This window comes from Gardnerella swidsinskii (assembly GCF_003397705.1).
GTDB classification, from domain to species: Bacteria; Actinomycetota; Actinomycetes; order Actinomycetales; family Bifidobacteriaceae; genus Bifidobacterium; species Bifidobacterium swidsinskii.
The window spans coordinates 115,962-139,842 of record NZ_QJVB01000003.1; the positions used below are offsets into that span (position 1 = coordinate 115,962).

Annotated in this window: 13 protein-coding genes and 1 pseudogene; 10 read left to right on the forward strand and 4 right to left on the reverse strand. The window is 38.8% G+C overall.

All coding sequences use genetic code 11. The features are described from left to right. Positions 1-5 precede the first annotated feature (5 nt). Positions 6-1,382, forward strand: coding sequence for an LlaJI family restriction endonuclease (locus D0T18_RS04550; RefSeq protein ID WP_012914003.1), 1,377 nt, complete (start codon positions 6-8; stop codon positions 1,380-1,382). 138 nt (positions 1,383-1,520) lie between these two features. Here D0T18_RS04550 and D0T18_RS06960 read toward each other — a convergent pair. Continuing rightward, a pseudogene (locus D0T18_RS06960) lies at positions 1,521-2,140 on the reverse strand (relaxase/mobilization nuclease domain-containing protein). An 820-nt stretch (positions 2,141-2,960) separates the two neighbouring features. On the opposite strand from D0T18_RS06960, the gene D0T18_RS04560 reads away from it, so the two are divergent. The 4 genes from D0T18_RS04560 to sstT all read left to right on the forward strand — a co-directional run bounded on the left by D0T18_RS04560 (position 2,961) and on the right by sstT (position 13,995). Beyond that, positions 2,961-4,223 (forward strand): YcaO-like family protein, encoded by a 1,263-nt coding sequence (locus D0T18_RS04560; protein WP_116440573.1) that lies wholly within the window; start codon positions 2,961-2,963, stop codon positions 4,221-4,223. Between the two features lie 22 nt (positions 4,224-4,245). Further along, a complete protein-coding gene (locus D0T18_RS04565) occupies positions 4,246-5,559 on the forward strand; it encodes an MFS transporter (protein WP_116440574.1) in 1,314 nt (437 codons plus the stop codon). Positions 5,560-5,744: 185 nt separating this feature from the next. Further along, positions 5,745-12,311: a MiiA motif-containing surface protein gene (locus tag D0T18_RS04570; RefSeq protein ID WP_116440575.1), complete on the forward strand. Its 6,567-nt coding sequence runs from the start codon at positions 5,745-5,747 to the stop codon at positions 12,309-12,311. A 427-nt stretch (positions 12,312-12,738) separates the two neighbouring features. Then, a complete protein-coding gene (gene sstT, locus D0T18_RS04575; protein ID WP_116431799.1) occupies positions 12,739-13,995 on the forward strand; it encodes a serine/threonine transporter SstT in 1,257 nt (418 codons plus the stop codon). A 166-nt stretch (positions 13,996-14,161) separates the two neighbouring features. Here sstT and epsC read toward each other — a convergent pair whose 3' ends face one another. Next, positions 14,162-15,019 (reverse strand): serine O-acetyltransferase EpsC, encoded by an 858-nt coding sequence (epsC, locus tag D0T18_RS04580; RefSeq protein WP_116440576.1) that lies wholly within the window; start codon positions 15,017-15,019, stop codon positions 14,162-14,164. 142 nt (positions 15,020-15,161) lie between these two features. Continuing rightward, the gene (gene cysK / locus D0T18_RS04585; RefSeq protein ID WP_116440577.1) at positions 15,162-16,094 is read right to left on the reverse strand and encodes a cysteine synthase A; all 933 of its coding nucleotides are present in this window, start codon (positions 16,092-16,094) and stop codon (positions 15,162-15,164) included. A 654-nt stretch (positions 16,095-16,748) separates the two neighbouring features. On the opposite strand from cysK, the gene D0T18_RS04595 reads away from it, so the two are divergent. From D0T18_RS04595 to D0T18_RS04615, 5 genes are all read left to right on the forward strand, one after another. Then, on the forward strand, positions 16,749-17,171 hold the full coding sequence (locus D0T18_RS04595; RefSeq protein WP_004110858.1) for a GNAT family N-acetyltransferase: 423 nt from the start codon (positions 16,749-16,751) through the stop codon (positions 17,169-17,171). Between the two features lie 146 nt (positions 17,172-17,317). Beyond that, the gene (locus D0T18_RS04600) at positions 17,318-18,127 is read left to right on the forward strand and encodes a nucleoside phosphorylase (RefSeq protein ID WP_116440578.1); all 810 of its coding nucleotides are present in this window, start codon (positions 17,318-17,320) and stop codon (positions 18,125-18,127) included. Between the two features lie 242 nt (positions 18,128-18,369). Further along, positions 18,370-20,136, forward strand: a complete 1,767-nt coding sequence (locus D0T18_RS04605; RefSeq protein ID WP_012914013.1) for an ABC transporter ATP-binding protein — start codon at positions 18,370-18,372, stop codon at positions 20,134-20,136. A 440-nt stretch (positions 20,137-20,576) separates the two neighbouring features. Beyond that, positions 20,577-21,563, forward strand: a complete 987-nt coding sequence (locus D0T18_RS04610) for a DUF3137 domain-containing protein (protein ID WP_012914015.1) — start codon at positions 20,577-20,579, stop codon at positions 21,561-21,563. A gap of 80 nt (positions 21,564-21,643) precedes the next feature. Beyond that, the gene (locus tag D0T18_RS04615) at positions 21,644-22,222 is read left to right on the forward strand and encodes a LemA family protein (protein WP_012914016.1); all 579 of its coding nucleotides are present in this window, start codon (positions 21,644-21,646) and stop codon (positions 22,220-22,222) included. 213 nt (positions 22,223-22,435) lie between these two features. Here the strand turns inward: D0T18_RS04615 and D0T18_RS04620 are convergent, their stop codons facing one another. Then, positions 22,436-23,776: a Na+/H+ antiporter family protein gene (locus D0T18_RS04620; RefSeq protein WP_162861140.1), complete on the reverse strand. Its 1,341-nt coding sequence runs from the start codon at positions 23,774-23,776 to the stop codon at positions 22,436-22,438. Positions 23,777-23,881 lie beyond the last annotated feature (105 nt).

The following is a 23,881-nucleotide window of genomic DNA, read 5'->3' on the forward strand; positions in this document are numbered from 1 at the left end:
TTTATATGGATTTAGACTCAGCATCAAAGTCAATCAAGGAATTTGATATTAAAAAACACTGCCATGTTAACACAAATGAAGATGGTGATCGTTTTGTTGGTATCAAAGCTGATTCTGATAATGCTATGGTCTATTTTCCAATCGGATATGAGTTGCCAAAAACCGATGCTGAAATTAGAACAGACATAAAGCATTTAATACAAGTGTTATCTGAATTTACAACAAAAGATGACAGATTATTGGCAATTAATAAGTTTACAGCACCACAATTAGTAGGCTTCCCTATCAATGCGTATAAAAATGTTATAGAATATTATTTTTCAATTGGTGGCGCCTATTATGTTGAGAAAGAGCAAGTATATACTACTGCTTCAACTGGTAAGCAGGATTGGGCAAGAACTGCACGAAAGCAAATGCCTCTTGTTCAAAGCAGAAATGGTGTGAGTTCTTTTGTGTTTACACAGTTTGAAGTTCGATCTTCAACTCCAAATGACACGAAAGAAATAACGCAGATCAATAGATTCTGTGTGTATGAAGCGTTTAAGAGACTTGGATGGCTGTATGTTCCCTATATGCCAGAGGAATCAGGGTCACATCCGGATATTAAGACGTCAATAAGAATTGTCCAAAACAAGCTTGCTACTACAAATGACGATAGGAAGAAATCCTTATTTCGTAGCATGAATGACATGCTTGAGTATATGTATGAGAAGACTTCAGATAAGCAATTCTACTTTGGTACAGATGACTTTGATCATGTGTGGGAAAAATTAATTGATCGAGCATTTGGAGAGAAGGACAAAAATAAATATTTTCCTCGTTCAAGATGGTTGCTTGATTGCGGCAAATACAAAGAAAAGAAGCCTTTGATTCCGGATACAATCATGATATATAACGATAAATATTACGTTCTTGACGCTAAGTACTATAAATACGGTTTGACTGGGATTCCTGACCATCTGCCTAACGGTTCGTCAATCAATAAGCAAATTACATATGGCGAATATTTGGAAAAGAATAAGAATGTAGATGCGAAATCTCTATTTAATGCTTTCATCATGCCGTACAATATGGCAAAGAACTATTTTAGTCTGACGTCTTTTGTTGGAAACATTGGTGAGGCAATTGGCGACTGGAGATGCAACAAAAAATACTATGAACGAATCCAAGGAATTGTGATTGATACAAGGTACCTAATGTACCATTATTCAGGTAAGCCGATAAAGGAAAAGGCTGCACTTGCGGAATCTATAGAGTCTGTTCGGTGGAGGAAGGAAATAAAATTTACAAAGGAATCATCTCTTCCTAAAACAGTATCTTATGCGCGTAAGCCTACTGATTCTATGGTTGCCGAAGACCGTGGCACGTACGATATAGATTAAATATAAAAAATACTATTGCAGAATCTCTGTTTGTAGTACTACAGACAGAGACTTTATTTTATGATATGTACTCCTTTCACTAGCAGTCCAGAAAAGGGGTACATATCATTGCCCAATATTCATAGCCTTTGCTTCCTTTTACCTTTCTTCAGTATAATCTTCTCCGATTGTTCTAGATCTTGTAAATCTCGGCTTATCTTTCGGTTTAAAAGCAATGTGTTTGCTATACTTAATTTCATAGCCAAGATTAGCCATTTTCTTTAAAAAATCATCCCAATCCTTAAACTGTTTTACCATTCTGTCAATATCAAATTGCAGCCTGCTTTTCCAAGAAGTACCACGCTTTGTCTGTTTATTCTCATACCAAGATTTACCGTTAGTCTTATATTTCTTCTTGTAACTTTCGTAAAACTCATCAATGACAGGTAGGTTGTTTTCTTTGCATAGCTTGTCGCTTTGATACCTGATTTGATGACAGCTTTTCTTATTAGACTGGTGGCATCTACCCGTTATCATATTTACATTGTTGAAGATGATGTGATTGTGGATATGCCCTTATCTACGTAAGTAGATAAGACAAATTCGTACTCGTCTTTAAGTATATTCTTATACAGCTTTATACCAATCTGGTGAGCCATTTCAGGACTTGTTTCTCTCGGTAAAAATGATTGAATGAGATGTCTTGCAAAAAGGGTTTCTTTTGCTCTCGCGTCTTTCGTGTCCTTAAAAACTGAGTGTGGGCAGTTGATTCGTGGCATTTATGAGTGCGTAGTAAAAGTTGCTTGTTGAATATTATGAAGGCAAAGATTTGCAGGTAATTGCTTCGTTTATGAGGGAATATTGTTGGCGACATTAAATGCGCATGATGGTGTTGTCTGCTTTTGCGGTTGTTGCCGCTGCTACTTCTGTGTATGAAAAGTATAGTTTTACTGCTACCTTGTCTTGTGTTGTTTCCAGAACACTAGAAGCGTCACCACAGCACCGGTCAAAATTGTAACGACGGTATTAATCTGTGTTCCAGGACTCCAAGCATAGCTAATAAAGTGCAAATTAGACACATATGGCTACTATCTCCTTACGATCTTAGGTAAAACCATTCATAATTAAGCGGTCAAAACATGCAAAAAAGACTACTTAAAACCTACGCAAGACATGTGGGCACACAAAGTTCGCTAGAAACGATTAGGCAAGATATACAGTATTACAAGAATAGTATACAATAATTTACTATAAGTCTTTCTTAAAATAATTAATAAAATTTATTATTTGTTACTGTTTTGTATTCATGACTTATAACTGTATTGTATTTTTTTGTAAGAAGTAATAGTATCTTTTACCAAAGTTCTTAAATGAGTTCTTAAATGAACTTAAAAGGAAATTAAATGAGTTATTATTTTTTATTGAAAGGTGAATATTATGGGACGTACTAGAACTGAACACAGCACTCCACATTTTACTAGTATGAGTGATTTCTTTGTTGGTGAAATACCAGACGATGATGAAAATTGAAATAAACATGCTGGCGGTTTTGTTATTTTGTAATACAATTGCCAGCATTATTTTGTGAAAAGATATGTTATGGTTAATTTTGTTTCACCTGAACGAGAATTTACATTGATGGATTCTTTGTCATCAATTATTGAGGTATTTGCCTTAAAGAAGTGGCAATGGAGTGTTGAAGTATCGCAATGGAGTGTTGAAGTATCAGCATTAGACACTACTTGTATTTTGGATTCGTGTGTTTATTTAGATGAGACTGATTGTGCAGATATTGTTTTAGAATCCGCTAGAGGTAAAGGTCTTGGGCTTGAATCTCTAACTAGCGGTTTATATGAATTATTGGAACATATAGTATATTCGAATCAGTCTGTTTTGTATTCTTGTTCATCATCTCTTCGAATAAAAGGAGATGCGATTCTTAATCTTTCTAATTCAGCAAGCAAAAATACTGATTATACTTTTTATAGTATGAGTGATAATGCTATTGCTTCGTTACCACCAGAATACTGCGGTGGAAAGTCTACTGGTGAGTTTTCTTCTATTGATGAAAATTTAATTCGTTGCTACTATACAAATAATGGATGGGCCGCAGGTGCTTCTATCCAAGAAGCGACTTTGCATGCGCTTAATGAACTTATTGAACGAGATGCAACATCTAATATTCTTCTTTCTAATATATTTGATGATGTATGCGTAGAGTTTTTAATTCCTAATTGTGAATTATTGAAAGAAATAAAACAGGCTATTGAGAGCGCAACTGGTAACAAGGTGTATATTGTATCGATTCCAGCTTTGTCTGGCTCAGTGGTGCTATCTATATGTTATAAGACAGATAGAGAAGAAATTCCTACTTTTGGATGCGGCGCATCGCAATTTTTAGGATACGCAACATATCGTTCGCTTCTTGAGTTATGGCAAGAGTTATGTGCAGATAAAGATTATTCTAATCCTGAAGAACGTGATAGATCCAAAAGACTAAAACATCTTGTACATTCATATCCAAATATTAAGAAAGCTTTATTCTTAGAAAAAATTAGACAGGATAGTGGGAAATTTTCACAAAAATTAGTGTCATATGATATACGTGACACTTTATCTATTCCTAACATAGAAATTCAGATAAATAATATAGTAAATGATCTTCATAAGTACGGAATAGATATATGGAAACGTGACGCATTCCACTATGAGCGTAAATCGATGAAATGCAATCCTAGTGTTGTGCAAATTGTCGCACCAGGATTGGAACGTTTTCATGTTATTCGTCATGGTTTTCCTGCTGAACTTATAGGTCGTCTAAGAAAACGTAAATCAATAATGTCGATTCGTCAACACAATTAATGTAATTTATAAGGGGCTTATTATGAAGGCTATTGGTAAGCGGAATAATATTTTTATTCGTATGAGATCTATTAGTCCAGCATTGCGATGGGCTTTGGTTGGCTTCTGTTTTTCTATGCTTGGTAATCAAGCGTATGAAGGATCGGTTTTGCCTTCTATTATTATTGTGGGTTTGCCGGCTTGGGTGATTGGTTTTCGTAAGACTTTCATGACGGTTGCCGATTTTCTTTCGCCATGCTCTGGTTGGATTGTTGATAAGCTTGGCGGTTTTCGCGCTCTTGCTATGACTGAGGGCGTAGAAGGCGTGCTCAGTTTGCTGCCGCTTCTTATGCTTGGATCTCCTGCGTGGAAGTGGTCGCTTGTAGCTCTTTCTTGCGCATTGTTGATTACAGGGCAAGTGATTGATATTGCTAGCGAAGTTTTCGAGGTTGATGCTGCAGGCGGCGACGACAGCATGATTGTAAACTACAGCGGCATTGTGAGCATTTTGGCAAGTATTACAGGAACATTACTCGGCTCTCCATTAGGATCGTGGATTGCGAGCTGGTCAATTCCTGCGGTTTTGATTTTCTCGTCCGTGACTTCTTTTGCGGCTTGCGCTACGCGATTTATTATGAAACAAGACATTGCGCAAGCGTCTTGCGCAGAAGAGGAAGCGTTGCAAGATGTAGAGAATGAATCGCAAGCGATTAGTGAAGAAGGAGAAGTATCGCAAGTATCGCAAGTATCGCAAGAAAATGACGTTGCCAATAAATCTGCAGCTAAGCAATCTGCGAATCCGTCACTCAAGAGTAAAATCATGCTTCTTGCAGGATCTCTTTTGGTTGCTTTTATTCCTGCATGCTCTGTTTCCTATATTCTTCTCGGTATCGGTAAACAATATAGCTCTCAATCTTTAACAATACTGTATATTTTCACTGGTGTAGGAAGCGTGCTCGCGTCCGTTTTATATGCGCACTCTTCTCAAAAACTCGGTTTAAGAAAAGTAGCGATTTTAGGTATTGCTGTGAGCTTGCTCGCTTATTGCCTTATGTTTATTAATCTTTTGCCAATGATGTGCTTCGCATTCTTCCTTCAAGCGATTGGTGGAATGTTACTAGTAGAGCCGATTATTGTTGCGCGTCAGATTCTGTTTAAAGGGAGTACGCTCGCTAAGTTTTCTGGTTGGGCGCGCCTTGCGTTTGCGATTGGTGCTACTACTGGTTCTTGGATTGGATTTGCATTCTCATCTACGTGCCAATGGCAGCTTTTGCCTATACTCGCGCTGATTTTTACTGCCGGTTTGATTGTTGTTTTGCCACAGTTGCCAAACACTAGCTATGCGGCGCTCGCATGATTATTTGTAATATTTAATATTGAATATAGTTGTTACCTTAATCGCATGGTAGTTTTTGCCTATATTACTTGAATTATTACGCGGGGGGGGGGGTATCCTTTGCTCTATTAACAAGCTCTTTTACAAGATGTGAGTTTACGTCTGCAGAGCGAGTTGAAGAGAAAATATATAAGTGAGGACTGTTAATGGTTAAGAAAACACAAGCTGCTAAAAATGCTTTACATGTGTCTAAGAATTACGCGTATTTGAAGCCGAGTACACTTCGTTCAATGGCGAAAGAGATAAGTGGAACTCGTTTAGAAGCATGTAAGTCGTATGCGGTTTCACGTTTACCGAAAATTGCTGTGACTGCAACATTGGCAAGCTTGCTTGCTTGTGGTGCTGGTTTGCCAACTCATCAAGCTTGGGCTAATGGTTTTAATCTTCCTGATGGTAGCTATAGGTATGCGAATCGCGATTCTTCTACAAAGGCGCAGAGGTATGTGGATATTAAACTAGTGCCATGCGATGAAAAACAAAACGATAATAAGGAAACAGCAGACAGAAAAACTTACGGACAATATTATAAGGTTGAGTACCAGTTTAATTCTCAGGGTGAATGGTGGGGTGGTCGACCATTCTGGTGGGCGAGTGTGCCTAAGGGTGTTGACATTGTAGATAATAAAATTACTTTGTACAAAGATGAACGGTTGACTGGTGATTCGTCTTCTCAACAAACAGGTGCAACATATACAAAGGAGTCTTGGAATCAGTCTGCCAGCCGTTTCTGGTTTGATAATAATAAAGAGCAAGGCACTGAATTTAAGAATAACTGGGAAAGAATGACCGGTGAAGCCGGTGGTTATGACGAATCTGGTAATACTCTCGGTACTTCTAGGGAATATAAGGACGCTACTAGTGCCTTGATTATTAACTGGGAGAGTAGAGGCAATAGAAAGTCTAAGATTAGCTTCGTTATTAAACTGAATGATAAAACGAAGCCTTTGAAATTTGCTGCAGGTGTGTACCAGGTGATGGGCAACTGGCATTACACTGCTGGTAAGGTTGCGCTTGCGCCGACGTTGCCAAAATACTCACAAGAATTGGAACTTACTTATCCTACAGATAAAGTAGAAGTTGATTCTTCGACATATGGAAATAATCTTTCAGAAGATGAGAAAAAGGCTGTTCTTACAAAGCTGTGGAATGCTAATAAGAGTAATACCGATGTGCTGAAAAAGCTTAAAGGTATGGAACAGACTCAAACTGAAGAGGCTTTCAAAAAGGCTGTAAAAGTCAATAACGATGGTAGCGCAACGGTAACATACAAGGATAACTCTACGGATACTATTTCTAAGGAGAATCTGACTAAGCGTTATATTCCTTTTGCTGATAAGGTGAAAATTAACTATCCTACCAATTTAACTCCTGTTAAAAATATTTCTCAATTAAGCAAGGAAGAGAAACAAGCTGTAAAGAATGCTATTTTAGCAGCTAATACTGGTAAGCATATTAAAGATTTGACTGTTGATGCTAGTGGCAATGCGACTATTACTTTCACTGATAAGATTGGCGCTCCTTCAACTAAAAAGCTTGAAGGCAAGTATCTTGTAAAGAAGCAGCGTTTACTTGCGGATAAGTTTACGCCGTACTATCCAGTGCCAATGGCAGTTGGAAATCCACAAGGGTTGACTGTGAATGAGCAGACGGAACTTGTGAAGAAAGTTTATGAAGCAAATAAAAATAAATCTGACTTCATAGATGCAATTGGTAAGCCTAACAATCTAGAAGAAGCTAAGAAATCTATTACAGTAGATAATAAAGGCAACGTAACTATCACTTATAAAGATAATACTGCTGATTTTCCATCTACTGATAAGCTCGATGGCAACAAGCTGGTGTATCAAGCGAAGAAGCTTAATGAGACCACTTACATTACGCTTCCAGCTCGTACAGCTGTAAAAGATGCTAAGGCAATTCAAACCAATGAACAGTCAACTATTAGGCAAGCCATCTTAACAGCCAATAGTGGTCTTCAAAGCAAACTAAAAGGCAGTAATGAAAATACGGCGATTACGTTTGATGATGCTAAGCATACTATGACTGTTAAGTTTAATGATGATTCAACTTCTACCTTCGACTATTCTGAGTTGGTATACACCAAGGGGAATCCAGAAAAGCCAAAAACTGAAACAAAAAATAGTAATGGGTACAAGTACAACATTACTAAGATTGTCATTAAGGATAAAAATAAACCAGTGACTGCTGATTGGAATAGTTTTGCCCGACAGTTTATTAGAGATAACTGGAAGTCTAAGGATGTCAGTAATCCAATAACGGATCAATTCATTAATAGTAATCCTGATCTTATGGGTATGTTCCATTCTTCTGATCCAAAATCTTCTGGAGGAATGAAACTCTATAATTTCTCAAATAAATGGGAAAATAACAATTCTAATTTAACTTTATCTGATGGGTCTTGGAATAACTATAATATTGTCTCTATTTATGAAGGTGGTTCTGGGTTTGAAATAAAAAAGAATGATAATTATGGTCCAAAAACAATAATCACTCTTTCTGCAGATGATTGTTTTGTATCTAATGCTGCCGCTCCTAATCCTGAAGCGCTTAAGAAGGAAGCTGAGGATCTTATTGACAAGATTCTTCAGAAGCATGGCTTGAGTAAGGATGAGATTGATAACTTCAAGAAAGATCATCAGAACGATATTAACAAGATCACTAAGCCAGAAGATGTAGACAAGATTATTAAGTCTGCTGATGAGCATGGTAAAGATGAGAAGAAAAAGAAAGATGCTCAGAAGCAGATTGAGAATGCTACTAGTGGCTTAGCTGAGAAAACTAAGAAAGAGCTTGAAAAGAAGATTGGTAATGAGACTGATCCTGAAAAGATTCGTGAGAAGATAAACGAGTTCCAAAAGGATCAGGATCAAAAGAAGCAAAAGGAAGCTGATCAAAAGCAGCAACAAGCTGATCAGCAGGCTGAGCAGGAAAAGCAACAGCAGCAGCAGAAAGATGATGCGAAGGTTGATGGCGAGGTAACGAAGCAGAATCAACAGGAGCAGCAAGACACAGGCAAGGCTGAAGAAGCTAAGAAGAAAGCTGAGCTTGAGAAGCAAAAACAGGCTGCTATTAATGAAATTAACGGGAATGATAAACTCAAGCCTGATTGGAAAGAGCAGTTTATTCAGCAAGTTAATGAAGCTCAGGATACTGATGGTGTAAATAAAGCCAAAGATGCTGCTAAACTAAAGGGCACTCAGAATCAGACTGCTGCTGATAACAGTAATAATGATGGTCTTAATAACGCTAAGACTGATGCTAAGAAGAAGATTGGTGAGTTGACTAATCTCAGCGAACAAGATAAGCAGAAGTATCAGGGTGACATTGATAACGCTAAAGATCTTGATAAAGTTGCAGAGATTCTCAACAATGCTGAGTTTGAGGATGCTAAAGCTGATGCTAAGAAGAAGATTGCTGATCTGAAGCAGAAAGGTGATATTACTGAGCAAGAAGCCAATGGTTTAACCGGTCGCATTGAGAATGCTAAGGATTTGCGAGAAGTTGAGGGTATTCTTGAGGAAGCTGAGCTAAAGAAAGCTAAGAAGGATGCTGAATCTGAAGTAGATAAGCTCACCAATCTTAACAAAGCTCAGAAGGATGCGCTTAAAGCAGAGATTGATGATATTGAAACTGACCCGACCAATGAGAATATGAAGACTATTGAGAAGGTCAAGACCGCTATCACTGCTGTTGTTACTAAGGCTAAAGAGCTTGATGGCAAGATGAAGTCGCTCAAGGATCTTGTGACTCTTGTTAATGGTCAGAAGTCTACTCTTACAGCAAAGCCTGATTATAAGGATAATAAGAAGACTGCTTTTGACAGTGCGTTAAAGGCTGCGGAAGATCTTGTTAAGACTGATTCGGCTGAGAACAAGACTGCTGATGAAGTTGACAATATTAAGAACGCATTAGAAAAAGCTGTTAAGGATCTCGGTGGCAAAACTGTTGATAAGTCTGCGCTGCAAGAACTTATTAACGGTGACACTGGCTTCAAGAAGACTATTGTTTACATTAATGCAGATAAGAGTAAGCAAACTACTTATGATAAAGCTATTACTGATGGTAAGTCAGTGCTTACTGATGCTAATGCAACTGTTGAGCGAGTGACTCAAGCTGTTAATGCTATCAATTCTGCTAAGGCTGCTCTTGATGGCAAAGTTAATACAACTGAACTTGAGCAGAAAGTTTCTGAGGCTAAGAAGCTGAAGAAGTCAACTAACCCTCAATCTGCTGGCGATGCTAAGTATGAGAATGCTTCTGAAGCAAAGAAGTCTGCGTTTGATACAGCTTTGCAACAGGCTGAGTCCGCTCTTACTGAAGCTAAGAGCGATCAGTCTCAGAAGTCTCCTGAGCAGAAGCAGCAAGCTGTTAATGATGCGTTGACTGCGCTTACTAAGGCTGTTCAAAATCTTGACGGTAATGACGTGAGTAAGTTGCAGACTGCTATCGCCAATGCAAAAGCTAAGCAGCAAGAAGTTGTTTACAAGAATGGTACTGCTGTGAAGAAAAAGGCTCTTGATGATGCTTTGAAGACTGCCGAAGATCTTGTTAAGACTCCTCACGGTCACACTGATTCTGAAATCAGCACAGCTTTGAATAACTTGAATACTGCAATAAGCGGTCTTGATGGAATGGTTAATACAGCTGAGCTTCAGACGGCTGTTGATAATGCTAAGAAGTTGACCGGTGTTACTACTCCTAAGTCTCAGGACGCATATAAGTATGAGAATGCTTCTGAAGCAAAGAAGTCTGCGTTTGATAAGGCTTTGCAACAGGCTGAGTCTGCTATTACTGAAGCTAAGAATGCTAAGTCTACTAAGACTCCTGAGCAGAAGCAGCAAGCTGTTAATGATGCGTTGACTGCGCTTACTAAGGCTGTTCAAAATCTTGACGGTAATGACGTGAGTAAGTTGCAGACTGCTATCGCCAATGCAAAAGCTAAGCAGCAAGAAGTTGTTTACAAGAATGGTACTGCTGTGAAGAAAAAGGCTCTTGATGATGCTTTGAAGACTGCCGAAGATCTTGTTAAGACTCCTCACGGTCACACTGATTCTGAAATCAGCACAGCTTTGAATAACTTGAATACTGCAATAAGCGGTCTTGATGGAATGGTTAATACAGCTGAGCTTCAGACGGCTGTTGATAATGCTAAGAAGTTGACCGGTGTTACTACTCCTAAGTCTCAGGACGCATATAAGTATGAGAATGCTTCTGAAGCAAAGAAGTCTGCGTTTGATAAGGCTTTGCAACAGGCTGAGTCTGCTATTACTGAAGCTAAGAATGCTAAGTCTACTAAGACTCCTGAGCAGAAGCAGCAAGCTGTTAATACTGCGTTGACTGCGCTTACTAAGGCTGTTAATGAACTTGACGGTAACGACAAGTCTCAATTGGTAGCAAAGCTCGCAGAAGCAAAAGGTAAGAAGAATGATGCTTCTTATAAGAATGCTTCTGCTGCTAAGCAAGCTGCTCTTGACAATGCTATAACCTCTGCAGAAAGCATTGTAAAGAAAGCTGGTGCAACAGAGAAAGAAATTTCTGATGCTACTTCTGCGCTTAATAATGCTGTTACTGGTTTGGATGGTCACGATACCTCTGCTTTGCAGGCGGCTGTGACTGCTGCTGAGTCGAAGAAGAAGACTGTTGCTTACATGAATGCTTCTGATACTAAGAAGACTGCGTTTGATAATGCTGTGGCTGCTGCTCAAGCTATTCTTGATTCGCCTAAGGGCAAGACTGAGCAAGAAATCAGCGATGCTAAGACTCAGCTTGAAACTGCTTCTAACGCTCTTGATGGAACTGTAGATACGTCTAAGTTGCAGGTTGAAGTTAACAAAGCTGATTCTTTGAAGAAGTCCGTACAGTATACGAATGCTGTTCAGGATAAGAAATCTGCGTATGATACTGCTCTTACGGCTGCTGAGTCTGCTCTTGCTGATGCGAAGAATGCTCAATCAGCGAATACTCCTGAGCAGAAGCAGATTGCTGTCAATGGTGCGCTGCTTCAACTTCAAACCGCAGCTGCTGCACTAAATGGTGTTGATATTGCTGATTTGCAAGCTGAGATTGCTCTTGAGAATAGTGTGAAAGAATCTGTAAAGTACGTGTATGATACTGCTGAAAAGCAGCAAGCATATAATAAGGCTTTGCAAGATGCGAAGGAGCTTATATCTAAGCTAGCTGATCCTGCTGGTCAGGGTGTGGAAGTTGCTGCTAAGTCTCAAGCAGATCGTCAAGCTCTTGTTAATACTGCGTTAAAGAGTCTTAAGAATGCTAAAGATGCTTTGAATGGTGTTAATAAGACGGTATTGCAAGCTGAAGTTGATGATGATTCTCACTTTAGCAAGTCGTTTGCCTACTTGCTTGGTGAAGCTCCTGATTTGGATGTGTATAAGAAGGCATTGGCTGAAGCTAAACGTGTGCTTGCTGATCCGAATGCTACCCAGGCTCAGGTTGATGCTGCGGCTCAGAAGCTTTCTGCTGCTCGTAAAGCTTTGGCGTCTGCTAAGGCTCATGCGGCTGAGGTTCGTGCTTCTGTGCGCGCTCAGGTGTTGAAGAGTGGTAGTGTTGCTCAGCTTAGTAAGACTGGTAGTGACGTGTCTGTGTTTGGCTTGTTTGCTGCAACTCTTAGTGCTGCTGGTGCTGCGCTTTTCTCAGCTAAGCGTCGTGGTACTTCTCGTCATAGTAGTAAGTAAAATATTTGCTAGCTGGTCTGGTTATTGCAGATCAGCTAGTTTTAGAGCTGCTTAATGTTTGCTTAATTGTATTCAGTAAGTTTGCTGAGTATTGGGTTAATTAGCATAATGAAGTTAATGTAAAATGTGCCTCACTTTGCGTCTTTCTTTACTACGCAAAGTGAGGCATTTTGCTATTTTAATTTGCGATTACACGGGAAGTTATTGTTGCTTACTATATTTTAAGAGTTATCTTGCTTACAAAGCACTTATTGAAGCGTTTAGTCACTGAGTTGCTAAGTTATTGAAACATCGAAACATTAAACCTTAACGATTTGCATATATATGCATCCTTATGTATAATCTTTAAAAAATAAAATCTTGCAAGTGCTAATACACGTAAAAGAGTATAAAACATTCTGCACAAATTACTATACAGGAGACTCTCATGCACAAGATTGTTCAAAAATGGAATAACATTGACCTTATTTTACGCATTGTAATTGGTCTTTTTCTCGGTGCTGCACTTGGTATTTTTGTGCCAGCTCACGTCTATGTGCTCGATCTTATGGGAAAACTTTTCGTCAGTGCGCTTAAATCTGTTGCGCCAATTTTAGTATTTTGCCTAGTTATTGGTGCGCTTGCGCAAGCAAAAAGTGTTGGCAACATGAAAGTGGTAATAGGGCTGTACGCGCTATCTACGTTTACTGCAAGCCTTGTAGCTGTATGTGCGGCTATGATTTTCCCTGTTGATTTTACTTTTGCTCATGTTGCAGCAGCGTCTTCGCCGTCTCCTCAAGGAATTGGTGAGGTGCTTAATTCACTTGTGCTAAATATTGTTGTTAATCCTGTAGATGCTCTCGTTAAAGGTAACTTTATTGGCATCCTCTTCTGGGCGATTGCTTTCGGTGTTGCTCTGCGATTAGCCGAGCCTTCTACAAAAGCATTTTTCGATAACGTTTCGTCTGCTATTGGAAAAATTGTCCACTGGATTATTAACGCAGCACCTTTTGGCATTATGGGTCTTGTTTATACAACAGTTGCAAGTAACGGTCTTCGTATTTTTAGTGAGTATGGTTTCGTTATTGCTTTGTTAGTAGGCACAATGACTGTTGTTGCTTTGATTCTTAATCCTATTTTGGTTTTCGTGCTTACGCGTAAGAATCCGTATCCTCTTGTTTTTAGAACTTTGCGCGATTCGGGTGTTACAGCGTTCTTCATGCGTTCTTCTGCTGCAAATATTCCTGTGAATATGAATTTGTGTGAAAAACTTGGCTTTAACAAAGATAATTACTCTGTTTCAATACCGCTTGGCTCAACTATTAATATGAGCGGAGCTGCTATAACTATTTCTATCATGTCTTTGTGCGCTGCTCACACGCTTGGTATTCGCGTTGATATTCCAACGGCTGTGATTCTTTCTGTGCTTTCTGCAGTTTCTGCTGCAGGAGCATCTGGTGTAGCTGGTGGTTCGCTTTTGCTTATACCTCTTGCATGCTCGTCGTTTGGTATTTCAAACGATATCGCTATGCAAGTAGTTGCTATTGGTCTTATTATTGGTGTTATTCAGGATTCTTGCGAAACCGCACTTAACTCTTCCACGGATGTTCTCTTTACTGCGGTTGGCGAATATCGCATGTGGCAGCGTGCAGGTATTGAATTCAAAATGGGCAAGGATCACGAGACTGTACAACTTAAAAAGTAGATGTTCTGCTGTTGCTAGTTTTTGCTAAGTATTCTTGCTAGTGCGCGTTCTTCCGTTTTTACGTTTTAGATCGCGCACTTTTATTATATTTGGATGTTTATTGTAAATGAATCTAGCAGATGTTCAAATAAAATAGTAGAAGTGGAATCGGTATTTTTAGCGCGCATTAGGCTTTAGGGAAGTGGTAGGTTGTGTTTGCAGGAATACTGCGGTTTATCCACGCGTTTGCTGCGATTATACTTCCGCTTCCGATTGTTGTTTCGCCGCCAAGAATAGTAGCATTTGCGTAAATTACTACGTTGTCTCCAATATTCGGGTGTCGCTTTCCGCCTTTTACAGGATTTCCATCCTCGTCTAGCGCAAAGCTTTTCGCACCAAGCGTTACTCCTTGGTAAAGCTTAACATGCTCGCCGATTATAGTTGTTTCGCCGATTACAATGCCAGTTCCGTGATCAATGCAAAAATATGCACCAATTTTTGCTCCTGGATGAATGTCAATTCCGGTTTTTCTGTGAGCATATTCGCTCATAAGTCTAGGAATTAGCGGCACGTTAAGCTCGTAGAGTGCGTGAGCTGCGCGGTGAATAAGCATTGCATAAAAACCAGGGTATGCGAGCGTGACTTCTACTTTGCTTGTGCAAGCAGGATCGCCTTCATACATGGCTTGAATATCTGTTAAAAGTAACTTTTTAATTGCAGGAAGAGTATTTATAAATTGATTGCAAGTTTCTCGAATTTTAATTGAGTTGCTTGTATAGGATTGAAGTTCGTGAAATATAATGCGTTCTATAGTGTCTAATGCGTTTGAAGTAACGGTATTCAAACTAGCGTTATTATTCAAACTAGCGTTGAGTTGCGTAGTCTCGTTGCCTTCATTGCGCACATGCAACTCAGGCAAAAGTAACACCTGAGTCGCATGTATGAGTGCAATAATATTGCGGTAATTAGGTATGAATGTAGCTTGCCTTATGTCTGAATCGTGAATTGAGTTCAGTTGATTTATAAGATCAAGGCGATCATTCATACATTTCTCCCGTTATTTTGCTATTTTCTTTATTTTCTATTTTCTTTATTCTATAGTTTTGATCATTATCTAATAATGTTATTTATTATTCTTTTATTATTTAATCAAAACTTGCGTATTTAAAGTAAGCTCCTAAATGTAGTTAGTCTTCAAATAATGCGGTAGACAAGTATCGATCTCCTGAATCTGGCAGCATTGCAACGATGGTTTTGCCCCTGTTTTCTTCCCTTTTTGCTTCTTGGGTTGCTGTCCAAATCGCAGCTCCGGAAGAAATACCAACGAGGACGCCTTCTTTTTTGCTTATAAGCTTGCCGTTTTCGATTGCGTCTTCATTTGTTACGTGAACAATGCGATTATAAATGTTTTTGTTGAGCACATCTGGCACGAATCCTGCGCCGATTCCTTGAATCTTGTGCGCTCCTGGTTTTCCGCCTGTGAGCACAGGGGAGTCGGCTGGTTCTACTGCGATTACTTCAAGATGCGGATTTTGCTCTTTTAAGTATGTTCCTGTACCAGTGATTGTGCCGCCTGTTCCAACACCAGCAATGAGCATATCTACGTTTCCGTCAGTGTCTTGCCAAATTTCTGGACCTGTTGTGTTGTAGTGTGCGTGCACATTTGCTTGATTGGTAAACTGTCCAGGAGTCCACGCATTTGGCGTGCTTTCAACGATTTCCTTCGCTTTGGCGATTGCGGCTTTCATTCCATCTTTAGCAGGTGTGAGAACGAGTTCTGCGCCGTATGCTTTCATGAGTTTTCGACGTTCAATAGACATGCTTTCTGGCATTACAATAATGCTTTTGTATCCTTTTGTTTGCGCAATCATTGAAAGACCAATGCCAGTATTTCCAGAAGTTGGCTCAACAATTACTGAGCCTGGTTTAATCGTGCCTGCGGCTTCTGCTTCTTCAATCATCTGCTTTGCAATGCGGTCCTTTACAGAGCCTGCTGGGTTGAAGTATTCGAGTTTTACGAGGATTTTTGCTTGAAGATTGTACTCTTTTTCAATGTGAGTAAGCTCCAGAAGTGGAGTGTGGCCTACGAGTTCTTGCACGGACTTGTAGATGTTGGACATAATATTTCCCCTTACTTGTTTGTTTTACTTGTTTGTTTTGTTTAATTTAATTTGTTTAATTTTGTTTATTTTTAATTTTTAAAAAATAATTTTTTATTAATAAAGAGATTGTTGTTTATTAGTTGTTTCTAAAAATGCCATTTATCTGTTTAATATCTAATCCGTATTAAATTGTTATCTTTTCAACGTTTTATATTCGAATTTTGGCATAAAAAAAGAAACAGCGCGCTGTTTCTTAAATCGTAATTTGCTGCGTTCTAACGTAAATGCTTTTAACACAGGCTAGATGTTATGCATATTTAGTGCTTGCAAACATCATTTCGATTAAGAAATGCGCAACAGCATACGTCACAACAACAGTTTGTCATCATATTTGTATGATACATGTGCACTCCTTTACTCGTCGAAATGGTGATAGGTGATGACTATAGCGAATGGATTTGCGTTTGTCAAACTTGATTTGTGTTTGGCATACCTTGATACGTACTCCTTTTTCTGCGCGAGTGTCTGATTTTGTCTGTTTTTGGGCACTGGTGCAGTTGGCGCATTAAAGTCCTATGTTAAAGAGATAGGCGACTTGATATACTGAGTTATTACGCTAGAAAATTTAGGGTTTCAACGTTGATTTCACAGTGTTTGGAGGCGTTGTTGTAAATGAATTTAACAGACGTGCAAATAAAAGAGTACAAAAAGTATAATAGCGAAGATATTCCAAAGCTGTATGATTCCGTTGGTTGGTCTGCGTACACAGATGATTTAGCTGCTTTGGAAAATGGTTTTAACAATTCGCTCAAGATTTTAGCTGCTTATAAAAATGATGAGCTAGTTGGCATTATTAGGGCTGTTGGTGACGGGTACACGGTTGTTTTTATTCAAGATATTCTCGTTTTGCCTGAGTATCAAAGGCAGGGGATAGGGTCTGCTTTGTTAAAGGCGATTGTGGATTGCTATCCTAACGTTCGTCAAATTCAATTGACCACGGATTGCACTGAAAAAACTATTGCTTTTTATAAGTCTGTTGGTTTTATTGAGTTTTCAGAAATTGATTGCTGCGGTTTTATAAAAGACAGGACATGATGCAGAAAATATGATTCTCTAGTAGCCATTAAGTGCGAATTTGCATAGATTGGCCACTTTGTGATTTTCGTGTGCTAATGCGTGTATTTGTGTATAGGATTGAGTTGCTTGTAGGATGGAGCTGATCTTATGAAGGAGCTGATTGTATGGCAGAATATGATTTGCCGATTTTAGAGTATGATTCCGATAAAAGTGCGGTTATTATGCCAAATCACGATAATATTTCTGTTCAGCTTCCATCTAAAGCGGTTTTTGCTTTTTTAGGCGATGAAATCGATCAGTATGCTTTAAGTAGGAAAGCTACGATTGTAGCAAATTTTGAATCTGCAACTAAAGTATATCCAATATATGTTTTGGAAGAAAAAGTAGAGAAAAAAGTAAAGGAAGACGCAAACAGCGAAGTAGAAGAAGAAACTCAAAAAATCTGCTTAGTACAAGCTCCAGTTGGCGCTCCTGCTGCTGTTCAGATCTTAGATTGGTTGATTTCTTACGGCGTTAGGGAAGTTGTTAGTGCTGGTTCTTGTGGGTCGCTAGTTGATTATGCGGAAAACGTTTTTCTGGTTCCGTATAAAGCTTTAAGGGATGAGGGGACTTCTTATCATTATTTGCCTCCAAGTCGTTATGTTGATGTTTCAGAGCGTTCGAGGCGTGCTATTTTGCAAACTTTGCAGGCGCATAATTTGCCTTATCATGAAGTTAAAACGTGGACTACGGATGGGTTCTTCCGTGAGACTAAGACGAAAGTTGCTAATCGTAAGCAGGAGGGATGCGCGGTTGTTGAAATGGAGTGTTCTGCTTTAGCGGCTTGTGCGCAAATGCGTGAGATTGTTTGGGGTGAGATTCTTTACACTGCAGATACTTTGCACGATGTTGAAAATTATGATGAGCGCAATTGGGGCGGGGATTCTAAAGCGTATGCGCTTGAGCTTTGTGTTGAAGCGGTGTTGCGTATTTGATTTGATTTTTTTTTTAACTCTATGCTTATTATTTCTAGCAAGCATTACGTATAAGTGTGTTTAAGCATTTATAGGTGTTATCAAGCAGATAAGCTTGACCAATCAGGATAAGTATTATAGTGTGTCTTTCAATACTTAGTAGAGAGTGGATTAGCAATTCGAAAGCGAAAATGCTATTAGCGAAAAATAGCAAAAATAGCAAGAATAGCAAATAGATATAAAGGAAGTGAGAGGTAGCGAGAATGAACAAAACTGACAATACAGCAAATCAGCAATCGCTCGCGAATCAGCAATCATCCAAACTACATCCCGACGTAAAAAATTACGTAAAACTATTTTTCAAGGAAAACAAGCTTGTAGCTTTTCTTTCGATGATAGTTTTTATTTCCTTGTCTATGATTTACACTGCTATTTCTTGGATTTTGCAAATTATTTTCGACTATATGGCAGGTAAAGGAGCTTTCTCTTTAACTACTATTTTGCTGCTTGTTGTTTCCTTTATGCTGGCAATCTCCCTGATTTTCGCGTTGAAGCGCAGCTCGTACCCTCGCTTTCTTGAAAAAGCAATGAATCAGTATAAAGAGTCTGTTATCAAGAAGCTTTTACAGAAGAGTTATAGTGATTTTTCGCTCGCGAATTCCGGCACGTATCTTTCTGTACTTACTAATGATTGTGAGCGTATTCAAGAAAAGTATTTGAAGAAGATTTTTGATTTTGTTCAAGACGTTCTTATGCTTGTAAGCTCTCTGGCTCTTATGATTTATTATAGTCCATTGCTCACTGTTATTGCTCTTATTATTTCTGTGCTTCCAATGGCGTGCTCGATTCTTACAGCTAACGGAATTGCCACTCGCGAGGAGCAGGTTTCCAAGTCGAACGAGTCTTATACAGCCTTAACGAAGGATGTTTTGAACGGCGTTTCGGTTATTAAGAGTTTTAAGGCGGAGCAAGAGGTTATTAACCGTTATCAGAATCAGTCGATGGAGCTTGAGCATACGAAGAATCTTCGCGAAAAAACGATGACTACTGTTTCTGCTCTTGGTACTATTTCAAGTCTTGGGACTCAGCTTGGCGTGATGCTTGTTGGCGCTTGGATGGTTAACGCTCATGTTGGCGTTATTACTGCTGGAATGGTGTTAGCTTTCACTAATTTGATGAACGGCGTGCTTCAGCCTATTGCAAGTCTTCCGCAAATGCTTGGCGAGATGAAGGGTGCTAAGAAGCTTATTAGCAAGATGGCTGATTATATGAGTAATGTTAAGGAAGATTCTGGCGAGATCATTGACGATTCTATTAAAAGCGTTGTTTTGCGCGATGTTTCGTACGCTTATGACCTGGATCATAAAGTCTTGAAAAATGTAAATCTAACTTTGCAAGCTGGAAAATCTTATGCAATAGTAGGATCTTCTGGAGCTGGTAAGAGTAGTTTGATTAATCTGCTTATGGGATACTACAAGGATTATGAAGGTAGTGTGAAGCTGAATAATCACGAGCTTAGCAATGTGAGCAAGAGTTCGCTTTACGATAAGACTACTCTTATGCAGCAGTCTGTGTTTATGTTTGATGCTTCGATTTTAGATAATATTACGCTTTTTAAGCCGTTCCCGAATGCGGAAGTTAATCGCGTGATTCACTTGGCTGGTTTGGATGATTTGATTGCTGCTAAAGGCAAGGATTATCAGTGTGGCGAGAATGGTAGTCATCTTTCTGGCGGCGAAAAGCAGCGTATTGCTGTTGCGCGAAGCTTGCTTAAAAAGTCCGAGATTCTGCTGGTTGATGAGGCAACGAGCGCGTTAGATAACGAGACGAGCGCGAACGTAACGCAGTCTATTTTGGATTTGCAAGGAATTCTTCGACTTGTGGTAACTCACCGCTTGGATGCTAATTCGCTTAAGCAATATGATGAGATTCTTGTGATGAAAAGCGGCGAGCTTATTGAGCGCGGAAGCTTTGAGGAGCTTATGAATCAGAAGGCTTACTTCTACTCGCTTTACACTGTGTCTATGTGAGGCTGTGGAGCTGGTTTGCTTTCAATGCGCTGTGCAATTTAGCGCAATAGATTCTGAGCCCGTGTTAGTAGCCATTAAGTGCGAATTTGCAGCAATTGGCCACTTTCTCAGCAATGCAACCTGCTTTCGAGTTACATTTTAAGGAATTACGCTGTTACTTGCAGTGCTTTCTTTGCTTTAAAATTTTGCAAAATAAATTTTAGTCAAAATCTGTTTTTATTTAATGATCTTGTGTAATTTAGATTGTATAGAGTTAGAGAAAAGGCATATATGGAACAGTTTAATCAGCATGATTCGAATGATATAGATAACTATGAATCGAATGAACAGAATCAGACAAATCTAAACAATGATACTGTAAATTCAAATCCTACAACGTTGTGCATAGTGATTCGCAAAATATGTCAAAAATGACGAGTGATTTATAAAAGGGAGATGACATGAATGTAAAATATGGTAGCGTATTTACAAATCCAGAAGTTTTAGACAAACTAGCGCGAATAGAACAATCTCCCCAAATACAAGGGAAATTAAATGAGTTAAAAGAAGGCATAAAAAATAATTCTTTTGATCCAATTCGTTTAATTCCATTCATACCGGTAGTAATGGTTTTAGGTGTTTTGTATAACTACTTTCCAAATATTGATTACTCTCGTTACAAATATTATTTGCTAATAGTAGGTGTTTTTGTTGTTTACTTTGCAGGTAAGTTTTTTGTAAATAATAAAGTTGATGTAGATGCCCTATATTCGGATAATATTCTAACGCCGATTTTGAATGCGATTCTGCCAGGAACGGTATTAGAAAATTCTGAAGGAATTGACAGCAGCATTTTTGATAATCTTCTGCCAATATCTAGTAGGTATTATTCAAGTAAACACATAATTTTTGGCGATGAATTTAAAACTGAATTTTCAAATATGCAAGCAATCCACTTTTCTAGAAGTGAAAGTGGAAAAAGTGTTAAAAAAACGGATTTTATTGGGCAAGTCTTATTAATAAACTCAAAAACCAACATAAATGGCCACATTAGAATCGTCCCTGTTACTGGAAAGAACTTTATGGGACAAAAACTAAATGGATACTATGGTAAAAAAACAAAAGAGGAGAGCGAAGTTCAGACAGAATCCATTGAATTTAACGACTCGTATTCAATCTTTTCTACAGACGATTTTTATACAAAGCTTGTATTAGATCCAAGTTTTATAGAACTAATGAATAATTTGCAAAAAAGAATGAGAGTTTGCATATATCTAGATAGTGAGCGTATTGTTGCAGCCTTTGATTCTGGTCGGTATTTATTCGGCGCTCCAGGAAAATCTGGAGTAGAAAACCTATCTTTAACAAGAGAATATGCAAGATTTAGAGATGTTTTGGCTGAGTATTACGAAATAATTAACGTAATTAGAGAGAAATTACAAAAGTAAAAATTACAAAAGTAGAAACTAGTAAATTGCAATACTAGCGAACTAAAAAATTAGAAAATACTAGAACTAAAGGAGATGTTATGGGAGACATTATGGGTGACGTTATGGATAAGAACACTGTGCTAATTTGTGTTGCAATAGTGCTTGTAGTGCTTATTGTCTGGTTTATTGGCATGTTAAATAGGCTAAGAAAATATAGGGTGATTATAGAAGAGTCGCGGAAAAACGTTGATATTGCGCTCGCTAAAAGATATGATACGATTTGCCAAATGCTTAAAGTTGCGCAGTCGTTTGCAAAGTACGAAAAAACAACCTTAGTGGATTTAGTGAGTTTAAGAGAAGGATTGGGATCAGCGGATTCTAGTTCGGTAATCAAAAATCAGAATCATGCAATAGGGAAGATTTTTGCTTTGGCGGAAGCTTATCCGGAATTAAAGTCTTCTGAGCAGTTTTTGAACTTGCAAGAGGAAATAAACGATGAAAATGAGCAGCTGGCGGCGGCAAAAAGAATCGTAAATAGTAACATTAGTACTCTTAATCAAAATATCGTTACCTTCCCAGTGTCGCTTATTGCAAGCTTAAGCGGAATAAAGCAGATGGCTTTTCTTGACGAAGATAATCTAATCAATAAGAAGAATATTGATAGCATACTGAGCTAGTGAAAATGTTTAGCTAGACGGTATATCTAATGTAGCCAATCGCCCGCGAATTTGCAGTGATTGGCCACTTTGGGATTGACTGATTTGTGATTGGTTGATTGGTATTTAAATATAAACGCCAGGGAGTTTATTTCAACTCTACTGGCGTTTATTGGTTACTTGCGTTATTCGCTAGTTGCGTTTTTTACTTGCCGTGTTTTCGGAAATAATCTGCTAAATAAACTGCGATATTACAATGCCGGCAGCCATAAGCGGAATATTGAAAATAAGGAACGTTGGAACGCAAGTATCCCAAATATGACTATGCTGACCGTCCGCGTTTAAGCCGGAAGTAGGTCCAAGTGTAGTATCGGAAGCAGGGGAGCCTGCGTCTCCGAGAGCTGCAGCGGAAGACATAAGAAGAATCGTTGCGGGAGTGCTGAAACCAATGCTCTGGCACAGTGGCACGAACAAAACAGCAAGAATAGGAACCGTGCCAAACGAAGTGCCAATGCCCATAGTCACAAGCAAACCAATAAGCGTAATAACAAATGCGGCAACAAGTTTGTTCTGTCCCATAGAAGCTACGCCAAAGTTTACAAGCTCCTCAACTCCGCCTGTCGCTTGGATCACGTTAGCATATCCGCCCGCAATGAGCATCACAAATGCAATAAGACCCATGAGTTTTACGCCGCCAGTAAGCTGATTGTCAATGTCATTCCACTTTATTGCTCCAAAAATAATCATGGTTGCAAGACCTGCAATAGACGAAAGCGAAAGATCCTTACTGATAACTTGCACTACTACAACAACAATAATTGCGAGAATAGTTACATAATGGCGTAGATTAAGAGGTCCGACAACGGCATCGGCTGCGCGAGTGTCAGTTTCTGTAGTTTTGTATTCGCGAGGTTTTCTGTAAAGCACAAATACAGCAAAAAGTAGTGATGCAAACATTGCAAGACCTAAATACCAGTTCACAGCGCTAACGTCTGCAACGCTAACCTTCATGCCGTTTTTAGAAAGATTCGTAGCAATAACAGTTTGGAAAATTAAGCCGAATCCAAACGGAATTGCAATGTATGGAACTTCAAGACCAAAAGCAGTACAGCATGCAGCTGCTCGTCGGTCAATCTTAAGTTCGTTCATGATTCGTAAAATCGGCGGAATAAGAATAGGAATGTAAGCAATGTGAACTGGCACAATATTTTGAGATATGCACGCAATTAGAGTTAGTACTGCAAGTAGAGCGTACTTTTTCATGCCAATAATTTTGCTAATTTTTTTAGAAATAATTTGAGCCAAACCGGTTGCTGTAATTGCTTCCGCAAAAGTACCAAGCAAAATGTAGGCGAGCGCAGTTTGCGCATTGGTAGAGAAACCATCGCAAAGCAACGCCATAATCGTGTGATTTCCATCTCCAAAAAGCGGAAGATGACCGGCAATGCCACCTGCAACGCAAGCTACTATCATTGATAGCAAAACATTAAGTTTTGCAAGACTAAGTGCGCATAGCACTACAACCGACACAATAACCGGATTAAATATAATATTTAAAATTTGCAAACTTAGCATGCCGTTCACCCCTTTAAATGCTTGAATTTAATATATTGTTTGAAGCAATATGTTTTATTTCGTATTGCTTACGTTTTTATTTCTTGCATATGTATTCTTACATAT